At 69.3% G+C, this 16,853-nt stretch carries 18 protein-coding genes; 11 read left to right on the forward strand and 7 right to left on the reverse strand.

Annotated features, from left to right (window positions below):
- Positions 1 to 33 precede the first annotated feature (33 nt).
- On the forward strand, positions 34 to 1,338 hold the full coding sequence (locus tag ACO2Q0_RS17515) for a UDP-glucose dehydrogenase family protein (RefSeq protein ID WP_423352804.1): 1,305 nt from the start codon (positions 34 to 36) through the stop codon (positions 1,336 to 1,338).
- 31 nt (positions 1,339 to 1,369) lie between these two features.
- Here ACO2Q0_RS17515 and ACO2Q0_RS17520 read toward each other — a convergent pair whose 3' ends face one another.
- The 3 genes from ACO2Q0_RS17520 to glmM all read right to left on the reverse strand — a co-directional run bounded on the left by ACO2Q0_RS17520 (position 1,370) and on the right by glmM (position 4,035).
- A complete protein-coding gene (locus ACO2Q0_RS17520; protein WP_423352805.1) occupies positions 1,370 to 1,531 on the reverse strand; it encodes a hypothetical protein in 162 nt (53 codons plus the stop codon).
- A 151-nt stretch (positions 1,532 to 1,682) separates the two neighbouring features.
- The gene (locus ACO2Q0_RS17525) at positions 1,683 to 2,546 is read right to left on the reverse strand and encodes a c-type cytochrome (protein ID WP_423352806.1); all 864 of its coding nucleotides are present in this window, start codon (positions 2,544 to 2,546) and stop codon (positions 1,683 to 1,685) included.
- Positions 2,547 to 2,682: 136 nt separating this feature from the next.
- The gene (gene glmM / locus ACO2Q0_RS17530) at positions 2,683 to 4,035 is read right to left on the reverse strand and encodes a phosphoglucosamine mutase (RefSeq protein ID WP_423352807.1); all 1,353 of its coding nucleotides are present in this window, start codon (positions 4,033 to 4,035) and stop codon (positions 2,683 to 2,685) included.
- 118 nt (positions 4,036 to 4,153) lie between these two features.
- Here glmM and glmS point away from each other — a divergent pair, with 118 nt between their 5' ends.
- Positions 4,154 to 5,974 carry a glutamine--fructose-6-phosphate transaminase (isomerizing) gene (gene glmS, locus ACO2Q0_RS17535; RefSeq protein WP_423352808.1) on the forward strand — a complete coding sequence of 607 codons (1,821 nt, stop codon included), beginning with the start codon at positions 4,154 to 4,156 and terminating at the stop codon, positions 5,972 to 5,974.
- Between the two features lie 66 nt (positions 5,975 to 6,040).
- Here glmS and ACO2Q0_RS17540 read toward each other — a convergent pair whose 3' ends face one another.
- Entirely contained in the window at positions 6,041 to 6,313 is a 273-nt protein-coding gene (locus tag ACO2Q0_RS17540) for a hypothetical protein (RefSeq protein ID WP_423352809.1), read from the reverse strand.
- Between the two features lie 185 nt (positions 6,314 to 6,498).
- On the opposite strand from ACO2Q0_RS17540, the gene ACO2Q0_RS17545 reads away from it, so the two are divergent.
- The 3 genes from ACO2Q0_RS17545 (at position 6,499) to ACO2Q0_RS17555 (ending at position 9,509) form a co-directional block, all read left to right on the forward strand.
- Entirely contained in the window at positions 6,499 to 7,368 is an 870-nt protein-coding gene (locus ACO2Q0_RS17545) for a UTP--glucose-1-phosphate uridylyltransferase (RefSeq protein WP_423352810.1), read from the forward strand.
- 74 nt (positions 7,369 to 7,442) lie between these two features.
- Positions 7,443 to 8,651, forward strand: coding sequence for an NAD-dependent epimerase/dehydratase family protein (locus tag ACO2Q0_RS17550; RefSeq protein ID WP_423352811.1), 1,209 nt, complete (start codon positions 7,443 to 7,445; stop codon positions 8,649 to 8,651).
- Between the two features lie 3 nt (positions 8,652 to 8,654).
- A complete protein-coding gene (locus ACO2Q0_RS17555; RefSeq protein WP_423352812.1) occupies positions 8,655 to 9,509 on the forward strand; it encodes an SDR family oxidoreductase in 855 nt (284 codons plus the stop codon).
- On the opposite strand, the gene ACO2Q0_RS17560 is transcribed toward ACO2Q0_RS17555, so the two are convergent.
- Both ACO2Q0_RS17560 and ACO2Q0_RS17565 read right to left on the reverse strand, forming a co-directional pair.
- Positions 9,506 to 10,387 (reverse strand): DMT family transporter, encoded by an 882-nt coding sequence (locus tag ACO2Q0_RS17560; protein ID WP_423352813.1) that lies wholly within the window; start codon positions 10,385 to 10,387, stop codon positions 9,506 to 9,508. The two genes, ACO2Q0_RS17555 and ACO2Q0_RS17560, sit on opposite strands and share 4 nt — an antisense overlap.
- 11 nt (positions 10,388 to 10,398) lie before the next feature.
- Positions 10,399 to 11,148, reverse strand: a complete 750-nt coding sequence (locus ACO2Q0_RS17565) for an alpha/beta fold hydrolase (RefSeq protein ID WP_423352814.1) — start codon at positions 11,146 to 11,148, stop codon at positions 10,399 to 10,401.
- A 45-nt stretch (positions 11,149 to 11,193) separates the two neighbouring features.
- On the opposite strand from ACO2Q0_RS17565, the gene ACO2Q0_RS17570 reads away from it, so the two are divergent.
- The 5 genes from ACO2Q0_RS17570 (at position 11,194) to ACO2Q0_RS17590 (ending at position 16,209) form a co-directional block, all read left to right on the forward strand.
- Entirely contained in the window at positions 11,194 to 12,357 is a 1,164-nt protein-coding gene (locus tag ACO2Q0_RS17570) for a glycosyltransferase family 4 protein (RefSeq protein WP_423352815.1), read from the forward strand.
- A complete protein-coding gene (locus ACO2Q0_RS17575; RefSeq protein ID WP_423352816.1) occupies positions 12,357 to 13,343 on the forward strand; it encodes a glycosyltransferase family 9 protein in 987 nt (328 codons plus the stop codon). Before ACO2Q0_RS17570 ends, ACO2Q0_RS17575 begins: the two co-directional genes overlap by 1 nt.
- Before the next feature lie 120 nt (positions 13,344 to 13,463).
- Complete coding sequence (gene infC / locus ACO2Q0_RS17580; RefSeq protein ID WP_423352817.1) at positions 13,464 to 13,985, forward strand: translation initiation factor IF-3; 522 nt, start codon at positions 13,464 to 13,466, stop codon at positions 13,983 to 13,985.
- Between the two features lie 68 nt (positions 13,986 to 14,053).
- Positions 14,054 to 14,854: a subclass B3 metallo-beta-lactamase gene (gene bla / locus ACO2Q0_RS17585; protein WP_423352818.1), complete on the forward strand. Its 801-nt coding sequence runs from the start codon at positions 14,054 to 14,056 to the stop codon at positions 14,852 to 14,854.
- Positions 14,855 to 15,018: 164 nt separating this feature from the next.
- Positions 15,019 to 16,209: an MFS transporter gene (locus tag ACO2Q0_RS17590; protein WP_423352819.1), complete on the forward strand. Its 1,191-nt coding sequence runs from the start codon at positions 15,019 to 15,021 to the stop codon at positions 16,207 to 16,209.
- Between the two features lie 9 nt (positions 16,210 to 16,218).
- Here the strand turns inward: ACO2Q0_RS17590 and ACO2Q0_RS17595 are convergent, their stop codons facing one another.
- Positions 16,219 to 16,413 (reverse strand): hypothetical protein, encoded by a 195-nt coding sequence (locus ACO2Q0_RS17595; RefSeq protein WP_423352820.1) that lies wholly within the window; start codon positions 16,411 to 16,413, stop codon positions 16,219 to 16,221.
- 227 nt (positions 16,414 to 16,640) lie between these two features.
- Between ACO2Q0_RS17595 and rpmI the strand changes: the two genes are divergently transcribed.
- The gene (gene rpmI / locus ACO2Q0_RS17600; protein WP_423352821.1) at positions 16,641 to 16,841 is read left to right on the forward strand and encodes a 50S ribosomal protein L35; all 201 of its coding nucleotides are present in this window, start codon (positions 16,641 to 16,643) and stop codon (positions 16,839 to 16,841) included.
- Positions 16,842 to 16,853: the final 12 nt, after the last annotated feature.

Here is a 16,853-nt window from a genome sequence, read left to right on the forward strand (position 1 = left end):
GAGGCCAGGCGCAGAGTTTCGGGGGACCGCTGAATGAAGGTTGCGATGATCGGGACGGGCTATGTGGGCCTGGTCAGCGGGGCTTGCTTCGCCGACTTCGGGCACACCGTCACCTGCATCGACAAGGACGCGGGCAAGATCGAGCGCCTGAAGGCGGGCGGCATCCCGATCTACGAGCCGGGCCTCGACGTGCTGGTCGCCCAGAACGTGAAGGCGGGCCGCCTCTTCTTCTCCACCGAGGCGCGCGAGGCCGTGCGCGAGGCCGATGCGGTGTTCATCGCCGTGGGCACCCCCTCGCGGCGCGGCGACGGCCATGCGGACCTCTCCTACGTTTATGCCGCAGCCGAGGAAGTGGCGGGCCTGGTGGACGGCTTCACCGTCGTGGTGACGAAGTCGACCGTCCCGGTGGGCACCGGCGATGAAATCGAGGCCATCTTCAAGCGCGTGCGGCCCGACGCGGACGTGGCGGTCGTCTCGAACCCGGAGTTCCTGCGCGAAGGGGCGGCGATCGAGGACTTCAAGCGGCCGGACCGCGTGGTGGTCGGCACCGACGACGAGCGCGCCCGCGACGTCATGCGCGAGCTGTACCGGCCGCTCTACCTCAATGAGACGCCGATGGTCTTCACGGGCCGCCGAACCAGCGAACTGATCAAGTACGCCGGCAACGCCTTCCTGGCGCTGAAGATCACCTTCATCAACGAAATCGCCGACCTGTGCGAAGCCGTGGGCGCCGACGTCCAGCAGGTGGCCCGGGGCATCGGCCTGGATGGGCGGATCGGGAACAAGTTCCTGAACGCCGGCCCCGGCTACGGCGGCTCCTGCTTCCCGAAGGACACGCTGGCGCTGGTGCGCACCGCACGGGACTATGGCGCTCCCGTCGAGCTCATCGAGACGACCGTCAAGGTCAACGACGAGCGCAAGCGGGCGATGGCGCGCAAGGTGATCAAGGCGCTGGATGGCGAGGTGAAGGGCAAGACGGTCGGCGTCCTGGGGCTCACGTTCAAGCCGAACACCGACGACATGCGCGATGCGCCGTCGCTGGCGATCATCCCCGCCCTGCAGGACAAGGGCGCCCGCGTGCAGGCGTTTGACCCGGAGGGCCTCTCCGAAGCGAAGCACATGTTGTCGGATGTGGACTTCCGCGAAGATCCCTACGCGGTGGCCGCCGGCGCCGACGCGCTCGTCATCATCACGGAGTGGGACCAGTTCCGGGCGCTCGATCTCGACCGGATCAAGCTGCTGATGCGCAAGCCCGTGCTCATCGATCTGCGCAACATCTACAAGCCCGACGACATGAAGGCGCGCGGCTTCGAATACGACAGCGTCGGCAGGCCTTGAGCGCCCGCGGGCGCCCGAGAACTCCGGCGGGCTAGAAGCCCAGGGTTCCCAGCGCCATGAAAGCCTGGGCGATCCAGACCACGCCGGCCCAGAAGGCGGTGGCAAGCAAAGCTACGAAAGCGAGGCAGGCGATGGACGTCGCGGGACGCCGGGCTTGCCGCGCCACACCCCAATGGGCGAGGTCGCGCCGCATATTTCCTCCCAAGTCTTGCTCTTTGGTCCCCGGCTCAAGTCCGGTGGTTGTAACGACTGTGACACAAGGCTTAAGGCCTGGGTAGGGTTGCTGCGCAGAAATCTCGAACTGCGTTCTGCCGCCGCAATCCGGCGCAAATCTCCGCGGGGGCCTACTGCGCTGCGGCGATCTCCCGCTCGGCGCGGGCCTTCAGATAGGCATGCAGCGCCTGGATCTCGGCGTCGGTGAGCGCGGTGAAGCGGCTGCGGGCGGCCGCGCCCATCAGGTTGTCGAGCCTGCGGCCGCCGGCGGCGACGCCTTGGTGCAGCAAGCGCCGGAAATCGGCGTCGTCGTACGATGCGGCCATGGTCAGGTCGGGGCTCTTCGTCGCCTCCGAGCCCTTCAGGTCGGCGCCGTGGCATTCCACGCAGAGGCGGGCGACCGCGCGGCCCTGGGCGTACTGCGGTCCGAGGTTGGGCAGCGGGGGAACGCCGGCCTTCAGCAGGGCGTGCTCCGATCGGAACTTGCCGAGCAGGACGCCGAGCCGTCCGACGTGGCCGACTTCCAGGCGCGGCTGATCTTCGCCGGCGACCGGGAAGCTGCGGACGTAGGCGATCAGGTCGGCGGTCTCCCGGTCCGACAGCTGGGCGAACGCGCTGGAGGGCATCACCCACAGCTGGCGCCCGTCCCCGCCGACGCCATGACGGATGGCGGCGTTGAGCTGGCTGTCGGTCTGTTGCGCCGCGACCCGCGTCAGGTTCGGGCCCCAGGCGCGCACGATTGCAGGATCGTCGTGGAAGAGCCGGCCCTGTAGCCGATCGCCGTGGCAATCGTGGCAGCCGTTCAGAACGGCGAGGCGGCGTCCGCGCTCGGCCGAGCCGGTCATGGGCGGCGTGGCGGACACGAACTGAGCCGGGCGTTCCCCGGCAGGCCAGCGGATCATCGCCTCCGACGCCGCAAACGCGCCCGCGACTGCGAACAGGACGAACACCGCCACGCCGGCCAGGCCATAGCCGGCCCACTTCACGACACGCATCGAAAATCTCCCCAAATCCTCGCCGCGGGCCGCCGGTCATCGGCCGGCGTTCGCGGAGCGCGGGGCTTTAAAGACGGTGGCGTAGCTGCACAATAAGGGGCGGGCGCAGACCCGCTCTGCGGCTTTGCAGAGCCGCCTAGGCGGCCGCCTTCTTCACGGCGCCGGCGATCTCCCTGACCACCTGGCTGACCAGCTTGGCGTCGTCGCCTTCGGCCATGATCCGGATCAGGGGCTCGGTGCCGGACGGGCGGATCACCAGCCTGCCCGAGCCGTTGAGGCGGGCCTCGGCGTCCGCGATGGCCTGCTTCACTTGGGCGTCCTCCAGCGGCTTGCCCGAGCTGAAGCGGACATTCTCGAGAAGCTGCGGCACCGGTTCGAACTGGCGGGCGAGCGCGCTCATCGGCTTGTCGCACTCCTTCAGCACGGCCAGCACCTGCAGCGCCGCGATGAGACCATCACCGGTGGTCGAGAGGTCCGAGAGGATCAGATGGCCGGACTGCTCGCCGCCCAGGTTGAAGCCGCCTTCGCGCATCCGCGCCATGACGTAGCGATCGCCGACGGCGGTGCGCTCCAGCCTCAGCTGCCGGTCGGCGAGGTAGCGCTCCAGCCCGAGGTTCGACATGACCGTGGCGACCACGCCGCCGCCCCTCAGCTTGTCGCCCTTGGCGAAGCTGTCAGCGATGATGGCCATGATCTGGTCGCCGTCGACGACCTGGCCCTTCTCGTCGCAGATCACCAGGCGGTCGGCGTCGCCGTCCAGCGCGATGCCGATGTCGGCCCGGTACTCCTTGACCATCTTCGACATCGCCAGCGGGTGGGTGGAGCCGCACTCCTCGTTGATGTTGAAGCCGTTGGGCGAGACCCCGACGCGGATCACCTCGGCGCCCAGCTCGTACAGCGCCTCGGGAGCCACCTTGTAGGCCGCCCCGTTGGCGCAATCGATGACCACCCGCATCCCGGCGAGGCTCAGGCCCTTGGGGAACGTGGCCTTGGCGATCTCGACGTAACGCGCCTGGCTGTCGTCGATCCGCTGCACCCGGCCAAGCTTGTCCGGCGGCGCGAGGCCCTCCTGCAGGCCCTGGTCCATCAGCGCCTCGATGCCCAGCTCCTGCTCGTCCGAGAGCTTGTAGCCGTCGGGGCCGAACAGCTTGATCCCGTTGTCGGCGAAGTGGTTGTGCGACGCGGAGATCATCACGCCGAGGTCGGCGCGGAGCGAGCGGGTCATCATAGCAACGCCCGGCGTCGGCAGCGGGCCGAACAGGCGGACGTCCATGCCGACGCTGGTGAAGCCCGCCACCAGGGCCGGCTCGATCATGTAGCCCGAGAGCCGGGTGTCCTTGCCGATCACGACGAGGTGGCGGCGGTCGTCCTTGGACATGAACAGCTTGCCAGCCGCCATGCCGACCCTGAGCGCCACCTCGGCCGTCATCGGATGCCGGTTGGCCTGGCCGCGGATCCCGTCGGTGCCGAAGTAGGCGCGCTTGCTCATCGATCCGCCTCGAAACGTTTGGAAACTGAGATTTAGTGGCCCGGACCTTAGCCGATGCTAAAGCCGCGGCGTTACAGGGTCGAACCTCTGCCTCTAGCACAAGGAACGCGCGAGCCACATGTGCGGCATCATCGGCATCGTGGGGACGAAACCCGTCCAGGACCGGCTCATCGACAGCCTCAAGCGCCTGGAATACCGCGGCTATGATTCCGCCGGGGTGGCGGGGATCGTGGACGGCAAGCTCGAGCGTCGCCGGGCGGCGGGCAAGATCAAGGCGCTGGAAGAGGTGCTGGCGGACGAGCCGCTGCGCGCCACCGTCGGCATCGGCCACACGCGCTGGGCCACCCACGGGCGCCCGAACACCGTCAACGCCCACCCGCACAAGGCCGGCCGCGTCACGCTCGTGCACAACGGGATCATCGAGAACTTCGCCGAGCTGCGCGAGGCGCTGCAGGCCAAGGGCCGCACGTTCGAGAGCGAGACCGACACCGAGGTGATCGCGCAGTTGCTGGACTGCGAGCTGGAGACCGGAAAGGCCCCGCTGGAGGCTTTCAAGGCGACGCTGGATCAGCTCACCGGGGCCTATGCGCTAGGGGTGCTGGTGGAAGGCGAGGATGGCCTGGTGATGGGCGCCCGGCGCGGCAGCCCGCTGGTCGTAGGCTACGGCGACGGCGAGATGTTCATCGGCTCGGACGCCCTGGCGGTCGGCCCCTTCACCAACCGGATCAGCTACCTGGACGAAGGCGACTATGTCGCCATCGATCACAACTCGGCGCGGATCTTCGACGAGACGGGCCAGCCCGCAGACCGGCCGATGCGCACCGTGCCGGCCTCGGCCGCCCTGGTCGAGAAGGGCAACTACCGGCACTTCATGGAGAAGGAGATCCACGACCAGCCCGAGGGGTGCCAGCGCACCATCTCGGCCTATGTGGACACGATCTCCAACCGTGCGGCGGTCTCGGGCGGCATCGACTGGGCGGGCCTGGAGCGCGTGCAGATCGTGGCCTGCGGCACCTCGTACATCGCCGGCCTGCTGGGCAAGTACCTGATCGAGCAGATGGCCGACCTGCCGGTGGACGTCGAGATCGCCTCGGAGTTCCGCTATCGCCAGCCGTCGCTGCGGGCGGGCGCGCTGGCCATCGCCATGTCGCAGTCGGGCGAGACGGCCGACACCCTGGCCGCCCTGCGCTTCTGCCAGGGCAAGGGCATGCAGACCGCCGCCGTCGTCAACGCCACGGAATCGACCATGGCCCGCGAGGTGGACGTGGTCTGGCCGATCCACTGCGGCCCGGAGATCGGCGTCGCCTCCACCAAGGCCTTCACCGCCCAGGTTTCGGTGCTGACCGCGGTGGCCATCGCCGCCGCGCGCGCCCGGGGCAAGATCGACGAGGCCGAGGAGCAGCGCCTCGTGAAGGTGCTCCTGGAGGCGCCGCGCCTCATCGCCGAGTCCATCAAGCTGGAGGACGCTGTCCGCAGCATCGCCCAGGACGTGGCCAAGGCGCGGGACGTGCTCTACCTCGGCCGCGGGCCGATGTATCCGCTGGCCCTGGAAGGCGCGCTGAAGCTGAAGGAGATCAGCTACATCCACGCCGAGGGCTATGCCGCCGGCGAGCTGAAGCACGGGCCGATCGCGCTCGTGGACGAGCAGACGCCCATCGTCATCCTGGCGCCCATGGACAGCTACTTCGAGAAGTCGGCGTCCAACATGCAGGAGGTCATGGCCCGAGGCGGCCAGGTGATCTTCATCACCGACCCCGAAGGCGAGAAGCACGCGCCGAAGGGCGCCCGCATCGTGGTGACGGCGCCGAAGTGCGATCCGCTGATCGCGCCGCTGGTGCTGTCGGCGCCGGTGCAGCTCCTGGCCTACCACGTGGCGGTGCAGAAGGGCGCGGACGTCGACCAACCGCGCAACCTGGCGAAGTCGGTCACCGTCGAATAGCGGCAAAGCAAAACGGCCGCCCCGAGGGGGCGGCCGTCGCAGTTCAGCCGTTCGGCTGGGAATTCCTTACTTCGGCGCCGGAGCGGTTTCGCCCGTGGTGGCCGGCGGCGTGGTGGTCGGCGCCGTGGCGTCGGCCGGCGGCGTCGCGGCCATGCCGTCGGCGGCCGGAGCCGTGGTCGACATCGAGTCGGTCGCAGGCGCGGTCGTGGCCATCGAGTCGGTGGCCGGCGCGGTGGCGGCGGCGTCGGTGGCCGGAGCTTCTTCAGCCTTCTTCTGGCAGGCGGCGAGGCCCAGGGCCATGACGCCGGCGGCGGCAACGGTCAGAATGCGAAGCTTCATTTTGGTTGGCTCCCTAGGGGTGAATCCCCCGCGAGGAGCGTTGCACAACTTCCCGTGATCGCAAAATCGTGATCACACCAGTACAGGCATGCCGCCGACCGGGATCGCAGCCGGCCCTGCGGCGTTCTGAGAGCCGCGAGCCAAGGCTGAGCTTCGGACGGGTCCGGAGCGTTCGGAGGGGATGAATGACGAAGCGTGTGCGCAAGGCGGTCCTGCCGGTGGCCGGACTGGGGACCCGGGTGCTGCCCGGCGCCAAGACGACGCCGAAGAACCTGCTGAACGTCGTGGACCGGCCGATCCTGTCCTACATCGTCGAGGAGGCGCGAGCCGCCGGCATCGAACACTTCGTGTTCATCGTCGGCCGGGGCCAGGGCGCCATCGAGGACTATTTCGACGCCAGTCCCGAGATCGAGCAGGCGCTGGAGGCCAAGGGCAAGACCGATATCCTGGCCGACGTGCGCCGGGACGTGCTGCAGCCCGGCCAAATGAGCTTCGTGCGCCAGATGGCGCCGCTGGGCCTGGGCCACGCCGTGTGGTGCGCCCGCGACATCATCGGCGACGAGCCGTTCGCGGTGATGCTGCCGGACATGCTGATGGCGGCGAACCCGCCGGCGCTGGCGCAGGCGGTCACCGCCTACGAAAAGACCGGCGGTAACATCGTCGTCGTCGAACCGGCGCCCGAGGGCGAGGCCCACAAGTACGGCATCGTGGCCCTCGACGGTCAGGACGGCCGGCTGAACCGCATGACCGGCATGGTCGAGAAGCCGGCGCCGGGCACGGAGCCCTCGAACCTGTTCATCTCCGGCCGCTACATCCTCCAGCCCGAGATCTTCGAGATCCTGGAGACCCAGGAGCGCGGCGCCGGCGGCGAGATCCAGCTCACCGACGGCATGGCCAACCTGATGAAGATCCAGGACTTCCACGCCCTGGAGTACGAGGGCGTCACCTACGATTGCGGCGACAAGATCGGCCTGCTGCGCGCAAACGTGGCCTTCGCGCTGATGCGGCCCGAGCTGAAGGACGCCGCCCGCAAGGCGATCCACGAACTCCTGTGACGGCCGGACTTCCCCCGTCGCCCGGGGTGCGATAGCCCTAACCGCGGTGGGGGCTCTCGGGACGGGGAGCGGGAATGCGGGTACTGATCCTCGGCGGGGACGGCTTCTGCGGCTGGCCGACGGCGCTGCACCTGTCGGCGCGCGGCCACGACGTCGGCATCGTCGACAACGGCTCGCGGCGGCGCATCGACGAGGAGCTGGGCGCCGGCTCCCTCACGCCGATTTCGCCCATGGCCGAGCGGCTGGCCGCCTGGCGCGAGGTTTCGGGGCGGACCATCGCCGCGCACGACCTCACCGTCGGCAAGGACTTCGACGGCCTGGTCGACCTGCTGAAAGGCTTCCGGCCCGACGCCATCGTCCACTTCGCCGAGCAGCGGGCCGCGCCCTATTCGATGAAGTCGGCCGCCCACAAGCGCTACACCATCGACAACAACCTGAACGCCACCCACGACGTCCTGGCCGCGATCGTCGAGAGCGGCCTCGACGTGCACCTGGCCCACCTGGGGACGATGGGCGTCTACGGCTACGGCACGGCGGGCGTGGCGATCCCGGAGGGCTACCTGACCGTGCAGGTGGAGACGGCGGACGGCTGGGCCCCGAAGGAGATCCTGTATCCGGCCAATCCGGGCTCGATCTACCACCTGACCAAAACCCAGGACGCCCTGCTCTTCCAGTTCTACGCGCGGAACGACGGCCTGCGGATCACCGACCTGCACCAGGGCATCGTCTGGGGCGCGCAGACGGCCGAGACGCGGATGGACCCGCGGCTGGTGAACCGCTTCGACTACGACGGCGACTACGGCACGGTGCTGAACCGGTTCCTCATGCAGGCGGCGCTGGGCTATCCGCTGACGGTGCACGGCAGCGGCGGCCAGACGCGGGCCTTCATCAACATCCAGGACACCGTGCGCTGCGTGGAGCTCGCCCTCGCCCATCCTCCGGCACGCGGCGATCGGGTGAAGGTGATGAACCAGATGACCGAATGCTGGCGGGTCCGCGACCTGGCGGCGATGGTGGCCAGACTGGCCGGCGCCGAGGTGGCGCACATGCCGAACCCCCGCGCCGAGGCGGACGAGAACGAGCTCTGCGTGGAGAACCGCCGGCTGCTGGGCTATGGCCTGCAGCCGATCACACTGGAAGACGGCCTGCTCATGGAGATCTCCGAGACGGCGCGCGCCTATGCGCATCGGGCCGACCTGACGAAGATCCCCTGCGTCTCGGCCTGGAACGCCGAACGCGCCCAGGCGCTGGCGGCGCATACCGCCAAGGTGGCGGCGGAGTAGCGGTTGCGGCTGTTCGTCTTCGGCTATGGCTTCTCGGGCTCGGCGCTCGCACGCCGGCTGATGCGGCAGGGGTGGACGGCGGCGGCGACCCATCGCGGGACGCCCGACGCCCTGCTGGCCGACGGCGTGACGCCGGTGCATGTGGACGATCGCGAAGCCCTGGTCCGCGAACTCGCCAAGGCGCAGGCGCTGCTCGTCACGGCGCCGCCGGGGGCGGACGGCTGCCCGGGCTTGAACGCGCTCGTCCCGGCGCTGGCCCACGCGCAGGCCTTCCCGGATTGGACGGGGTATCTCTCCACCACCGGCGTCTATGGCGACCGCCGCGGCGGCTGGGTGAGCGAGCGCAGCACGCTGGCGGCGCAATCGGTGGAGGGCGCGCGCCGCGTCGGCGCCGAGCGCGACTGGCTGGAGGTCGGCCGCGGCATGGGCCTGACCGTAACGGTCTTCCGTCTGCCAGGGATTTACGGCGCCGGACGCTCGGCGTTCGACCGGCTGCGGGAAGGCAAGGCCCGGCGGATCGTAGCGCCCGGCCAGGTGTTCTCGCGCATCCACGTCGACGACCTGGCCGCGGGCCTTGCGGCTTCGATCGCCCGGCCGCGGGCGGGCGGGATCTACAACCTCTGTGACGACGAGCCGGCGCCGAACCCGGACGTGGTCGCCTATGCGGCCGAGCTCCTCGGCCTGCCGGTTCCGCAGGAGGTTCCCCTCGCCGAAGCCCAGCTTACGCCCGCGGCCATGCGCTTCTACGCCGAGAGCAAGCGGGTCTCGAACGCCCGCGCCAAGGCGGAGTTGGACTGGCGACCGGCTTATCCGAGCTACCGTGAAGGGCTGGCGGCGGTGCTTGCCGCGGGCGGCTAGCACCGCGGCTTTCGTCCGGACACGACGATGCCGACCAGGATCAGCGCCATGCCGAGCGCATGGTGGAGCTGGAAACGCTCGCCCAGCAGAAGGACGGCGAGCACCGCGCCGAAGATGGGCTGCAGGTGCATGTACTGGCTGGCCCGCGCCGCGCCCACGAGCTCCACGCCACGATTGAAGAACAGGTAGGCGGCGAACGACGGCAGGGCCGCCACGTAGGCGATGCCGAGCAGGGCCTTGGCCGAGAGCACCATGCGCGCGCCCAGCGCCATCTCGACGGCATAAAGCGGGGCCAGCGCCAGGGCTGAGACGGCGAAGGTCGCCCAGAGCAGGCTGAGCGGGTGGACGTCCGGCCGCCGCCGCAGCATCAGCGAATAGACGGCGTAGAGCACCACGCCGATCAGGATCAGGCCGTCGCCCGCGTTCAGGCCGAGGTGCATCAGATCCCACGGTCGACCTCGTGTGACCACCGCGAGCACTCCGGTCAGCGACAGCGCCATTCCCGCGACCTGCCAGCGGTTCACGCGATCCTTCAGCCCAAGCCACCCGAACAGCATGACGAGCGGCGGGATGCCCGCCTGCATGACGACGCTGTTCAGCGCCGTGGTGGTGTGAAGGCCGAAGTAGAGCAGTACGCCGAAGCTCGCGACGCCCATCAGCGCGAGCGCGACCACGATGCGCCAACGGGCGCGCAGCACAGGCAGGTCGCGCCTGAGGTGCGGCCAGGCCAGGGGCGTGACCAGAACCAGCGCCAGCAGCCAGCGCCAGAACGACAGGGCCACCGGCGGGACGAGGCCGGCGAGCGCCCGGCCGGCGATCGAGTTGCCGGCCCAGAACAGGATGGTCAGCGAAAGAAGGAGCGGCGCTGCGCGCCACATGGCCGAGAGGTTCAGAGGATCACGTCCTCCAGCGCCGAGATCAGCCGCGTCAGGTCCTCCGCCCGCGACAGGCGGTGGTCGCCGTCCTTGACCAGGGTGAAGACCACGTCCGGGCTCTTGATCGCGTGGGCGAGCTGAAGGGCGTGGCTCCACGGCACGTCGGGGTCCTCGCCGCCCTGGAGGATCCGCACCGGCGCCTCGATCGGGACCTCCTGAGCCTCGAGGATCGACCAGCGGGCGCCGTCCTCCAGCAGGGCCGCGGTGATCGGATAGGGTTCGCCGTACTCGCTGGGCCGCAGCCAGACGCCGTCGCGCGCGAGGTCAGCCAGGCCTTCCGGCGGGATCTCGGGCTTCATCAGCTTCTCGGTGAAGTCGGGCGCGGGCGCGATCAGAACCATCGCCTTCACCCGCTCGGGAACGGCCATGGCCGCCAGGCAGGCCACCCAGCCGCCCATCGACGACCCCACCAGCACCACCGGCCCCTCGGTCAGCGCATCCAGAACCGCCAGGGCGTCCTCGCGCCAGCGGGTGATCGTACCGTCCCGGAAGTCGCCCGAGGACTCGCCGTGTCCGAAATAGTCGAAGCGGACGTAAGCGCGGCCGTTCGCCTGCGCCCACTCGGCGATCGCCTGGGCCTTCGTGCCCGCCATGTCCGACTTGAAGCCGCCCAGCCACACCACCGCAGGGCCTGCGCCGTCGACCTTCCGCCAAGCCAGCCGCTCGCCGTCAGGCCGTTCGAGAAATTCGCTCGTTTCGCTCATGGGAGCCTCTTAGCAGGCGGCGCCAACTCAGTTTAGAGAAGGCGTGTGGCTCTTCCCTCCGATTTCACCCTTCTGCAGGTCATCCCGGAGCTCGAGACCGGCGGCGCCGAGCAGAGCACGATCGACATCGCCCAGGCGGTGGTGCGCGCCGGCGGCACGGCCCTGGTCGCCACGGCCGGCGGGCGGATGACCCAGCGCCTGATCGCCGACGGCGGGCGGCTGGCCCAGATGCCCGTGCAGACCAAGAACCCGCTGGTGATGCTGGGAAACGCGGCTCGGCTCGTGGCGCTGATCCGCCAGGAAAAGGTCTCGATCGTCCACGCCCGCAGCCGCGCGCCGGCTTTCGCGTCGCTCTGGGCTGCCCATGCCACGGGCACGCCGTTCGTCGCGACCTACCACGGGGTCTACAAGGCCAAGAGCAGCCTCAAGCGCTGGTACAATGCGGTGATGACGCGGGGCGACCTGGTCATCGCCAATTCCGAGTACACCCGCGACCACATCCTGTCGGAACATGCGATCGACCCGGCGAAGGTGGTGACGATCCCGCGAGGCGTCGACTTCGGCCGCTTCGATCCGGGGCTGGTGACGCCGAACCGGGTGGATGCCCTGCGGAAAGCCTGGGGCGTGGCGCCGGACGACGGACGCGTGAAGGTGCTGCTGGCTGGCCGCCTCACCCGTATCAAGGGACACCTGACGATCATCGAGGCTGCGCGGCGGCTGGCGGCGGAAGGGCGCCACGACTTCCTGATTCTCTTCGCCGGCGACGATCAGGGCCGCACCGGCTACGCTGAGGAGTTGCGGCGCGAGATCGCAGACGCCGGCCTTCAGGAGGCCGTAAGGATCGTCGGCCATTGTGACGACATGCCCGCGGCCTATCTGCTCGCCGATGTCGCGATACTGCCGACGACGGTTCCGGAGTCCTTCGGCCGCGCGGCGGTGGAGCCGCAGGCCATGGGTCGCCCCGTGATCGCCTCCAACCACGGCGGCGTCACGGAAACGGTGGTCGATGGCGTCACCGGCTGGCTGGTTCCGCCGGGCGACCCCGAAGCGTGGATGCGGGCGCTGGCGCTCGCGATCGACTCCGGGGTCGGCAAGCGCAGCGAGATGGGCCATATCGGACAGACGCGGGCCCACCAGCTCTACTCGAACGACGCCATGTGCTCGGCGACCCTGGCCGCCTACGAGCGCGTGCTGGAAGGCCGCCGCTGATGGCCCGCACCGTCGAGCGCATCCTGGTCATCAAGTTGTCGGCGCTGGGCGACTTCGTGCTGGCCCTTGCCGCGATGAAGAAGATCCGCGAGGCCCATCCGAAGGCGCACATCACGCTGCTGACGACGCCGCCGTTCGAGGCGCTGGCCAAGACCTGCCCCTACTTCAACGCCGTGGACACCGGCGGCCGGCCCGAGAGCTTCCCCGAGTGGATGGCGCTCCGGAAGCGTCTGAAGGCCATGAACCCGACGCGGGTGTACGACCTGCAGACCTCGGCCCAGTCGAACCGCATCTTCCAGCTCCTGCGGCCCGGCCCGCCGGCCTGGTCCGGCATCGCCTTCGGCTGCTCGCTGCCGCACAGGAACCCGCTGCGAAACCAGATGCACACCCTGGAGCGGCAGGCCGACCAGCTCATGTACGCCGGCATCTGGCCGGACGCGCCGACCGAGCCCGGGACGGCTCCGCCCCCAGACCTGTCGTGGATCCTGAAGCAGGCGCCCGCCGAGCGCCCGGTGCCGGGCGCGGTGAAGCCGCGGCCCTATGTAATGTTCGTGCCGGGCGGCTCGGCGCATCGCCTCGACAAGCGCTGGCCGCTGGAGAAGTACGCCGAGCTCGCGAAGATCCTCTACTCGCGCGGCTTCGACATCGTGATTATCGGCGGCCCCCAGGAGACCGCGCTGGCCCACGCCATCCAGCGGCAGACGCCGAGGGCCCGAGACCTGACCGGCCGCACCGATTTCGCCCGGGTCGCCATCCTGGGCGCCAAGGCGGCGCTGGCGGTCGGCAACGACACGGGCCCCCTGCACCTGGCCGCCGCCGCCGGCGCCCCCACGATCGTCATCTTCGGAAAGAGCTCGGACCCGGCGCTATCGGCGCCCCGGGGTCGGGTGGCCATCCTCCAGTCGGACAACCTGGCCGACATCAGTGTGGCGCAAGTGGCGCAGGCGGCGAACTCCCTGGCCCCTGCCCCCTCCGCGCGACCTTGATACCGCAGGGCGCCTTCGTCATATACTGAGGTGAGCCCGGAGCGCCTGCGGCGCGCCGGCGTTTTTGCGTTCGACACTCTCGTTTCAACAGCTCCAGGAGCACTGCCTATTCGCCGCCCCATGCAAGCGCCGCCCGTCAAGGAAGGGCCGCGCATGAACGAAGATATCCGCGTCCCCCGCGTCCTCCTCATCGACCAGCACGGTGAGAAGCAGGGCGTGATGCCCACCTCCGCCGCCATCGAGGCCGCGCAGGAAGTGGGTCTGGACCTGGTGGAGATCGTCCCCAACGCGGATCCGCCCGTCTGCAAGATCCTGGACTACGGCAAGTTCAAGTTCCAGGAACAGAAGAAGAAGAACGAGGCGCGCAAGCGGCAGAAGGTCGTCGAGATCAAAGAGATCAAGCTGCGGCCCAACATCGACCAGCACGACTACGACGTGAAGGCCCGGTCGATGCACCGCTTCTTCGAGGAAGGCGACAAGGTGAAGATCACCCTGCGCTTCCGCGGCCGCGAACTGGCCCACCCCGAACTCGGCATGAAGCTGCTGCAGAAGGTGAAGGCCGACTTCGAGCCCGTGGCGAAGGTCGAGTACGAGCCCCGCATGGAGGGCCGTCAGATGATCATGATCCTGGCCCCGCGCTGAGCCGGACCGTGATCCGCAGAACGATCGGAATTCTGGGAGCGGCCGTCCTCGGGACGGCCGCTTTCTTCATGCCCGCGGCCGCCCAGGATCGGGGCAACGAGCCGGTGAAGCCCTTCGCCGTCGCCGACGGCGTCTGGTGGGTGGGTGCCTCGGACGTCGCCAGCTACCTGATCCAGACCAACAAGGGCCTGATCCTGATCGACGGCGGCTACGAGAGCACCGCGCCGCAGATCCTGAACAACATCCGCCGCCTGGGCTTCGACCCGAAGAGCCAGGTGAAGATCATCCTGAACAGCCACGCCCATATCGACCACGCCGGCGGCATCGCCGCGCTGAAAGCCGCCACGGGGGCGAAGGTGCTGGTCAGCGCCGAGGACGGCAAGCTGATGGCCCGCGGCGGCAAGGGCGACTTCTTCCTGGGCGACCGCTATGGCTACCCGCCGGTGAAGCCGGACGGGACCATCCGCGACGGCCAGAAGGTGAAGCTGGGCGATCGCACGCTGACCGCCCACATCACGCCAGGCCACACGCGAGGCTGCACCACCTGGACCTTCCCGGTGACGGTGTCCGGTCAGGCGCGGCAGGCCCTCGTCCTCTGCTCGAACACCGTGCTTCCCGGCTACACGCTGGCGGGCCAGGAGAGCTACCCCGGCATCGCCGCCGACTACGAGAAGAGCTACCGCTTCTGGCGCGCCGCGCCCTGCGACGTGTTCCTGGCAAGCCACGCGCAGTTCTTCCGAGCGGCGGAGAAGGCCAAGTCGGGCAAGGCCGACGCCTTCGTCGATCCCGAGGGCTGCCGGACGTTCTTCGAGCGCGGCTACGCCGGCTTCAAGGCCGAGCTCGGCAAGCAGCAGGCCGCCGCCCGCTGAGGCCTGGCGGCCACAGGCGCCGAACCTTGCGACCAACGGCGGTTGCCGCCGCCGGGGCCTGAGCCTACCTCACCCGCCATGTCCCAGTTCGCACCGCGGGCGACGACGTCGCCTGCGCGCGCGTCGGCGCCCTCTTCCGTTTCCGCCAACCTCCGGGTCGCGCCATGAGCGAGCTCGAGGAACGCCGGGCGCTGGTCGTCCTGCTGGGCGTCATCTTCCTGATGATCGCCGGCTTCGGCCTGGTCATCCCGCTGCTGCCCTTCTTCGCCCAGGCGTTCGATGCGCCGGCCTGGCAGGTGACGCTGCTGTTCTCGACGTTTTCGGTCGGCCAGTTCCTCGGCGAGCCGTTCTGGGGCCGGCTGTCCGACCGCATGGGGCGGCGTCCGGTGCTGATCGCCACCATCGCCATGGTGGGCGTGAGCTATGTGGCGCTCGCCTTTGCGCCCAACATCGGCTGGGCGTTCGCCATTCGGTTCGCCAACGGCTTCTTCGCCGGCAACATCTCCACCCTGCAGGGCGCGCTGGCGGACATCACGCCGCCAGAGAAGCGCCCGCAGCGCATGGGGATCATGGGCGCGGCGTTCAGCGCGGGCTTCATGACCGGACCCGCCATCGGTGGTCTGCTGGCCCAACCCAGCCGCGGCGCCCTCGGCTTCCAGCTGCCGCTGCTGGCGGCGGCCGCGTTTGCGATCGCCTCCGCCCTGGCGGTTGTCCTGCTGGTGCGCGAGCGGCGGCCCGACGCCGTCCCGCTGCCCAAAGGACCGAAGCCCGCCCGCGTGCGCGACGCCTTCGCCCACCCGGTGATCAGCCGGGTGGTGATGATCAGCTTCATCGTGGTGGTGGGCTTCGCCGGCATCGAGGCCACCTACGGCCTGTGGACCGAAGCCCGCTTCGGCTGGGGTCCGCGCCAGATCGGCCTGGCCTTCATGGGCATCGGCCTGCTGGGCGCGGTCTGCCAGGGCTGGCTCTCAGGGCGGTTGGCCCGGCGCTACGGCGAGGCCTCGACCCTGACGGCCGGGCTGGTGCTGATGGGGCTGGGGCTGACGGTCCAGGGGCTGTCTCCCACCTGGATCGTAGCGATGGTCGGGTTCGCGCTGGTCTGCGTGGGGCAGTCGATCTGCTTCCCGAACGTCTCGGCGCTGATTTCCCAGGCGGCGCCGGCGCACCGGCAGGGCGAGATGCTGGGCCTGAACATGAGCGGCATGGCGCTCGCCCGCATCGGCGGCCCGGTGCTCGCGGGACAGCTCTTCTCACGCGTCGCGCCGGGCTCGGTGTTCGCGTTCTCGGCGCTGCTGGTCCTGCCCGCCCTGTGGTTCGCCATGCAGGTGCGCGGCAGGACCAGCCGCCTGGCGTGAGGGGCCGGCCTAGACGCTGATGTCGAGCAGGCCGCCCTTCTTGGAGTCCTTCACGGACTCGGCGGCGACCGCCGTGGCGGTGAGCTCGGCGACCTTCTGCTGCGCCTTCTCCGCGGCCTGATCGGCCTTCCTGGATTGTTGGGCCTGAATGGCATGCGGGTTGTAGCCGGGCGTGAACGGCGCCGTGGAAGAGATGCTCGACATTCTCGTCGTCTCCGTCGCCGCGTTTGCGCGGCCGGGACGCCCCAGTTAAGCCATCGCGGGTAACCGGCCTTTAAGGAGCGAGGTAAAAGGCCCGGAAAGCATGGCCGCCTTGCCATCGGCACGCCTTTCCGCTACTAGCCCGCCCCTTCGGAACCGCCTGGCCCCAAGGCATGCCATGGCGGTTCATCAACACGACCAGAGGACAGGACCTTCGGGCCCTGAGTGAAATGCCGAAACTGAAGACGAAGTCGGGCGTGAAAAAGCGCTTCAAGATGACGGCGACGGGCAAGCTGAAGGCCGGCGTCGCCGGCAAGCGCCACCGCCTCATCAGCCACAACGGCAAGTACATCCGTCAGAACCGCGGGACCAAGGTGATGAGCGAGGCCGACGCCAAGATCATCCGCAACTGGCTCCCCTACGGCCTCTAAGGAGAACTGACA

This window comes from Phenylobacterium sp. VNQ135 (genome assembly GCF_049445735.1).
In the GTDB taxonomy this organism is placed as follows: Bacteria; Pseudomonadota; Alphaproteobacteria; order Caulobacterales; family Caulobacteraceae; genus Phenylobacterium.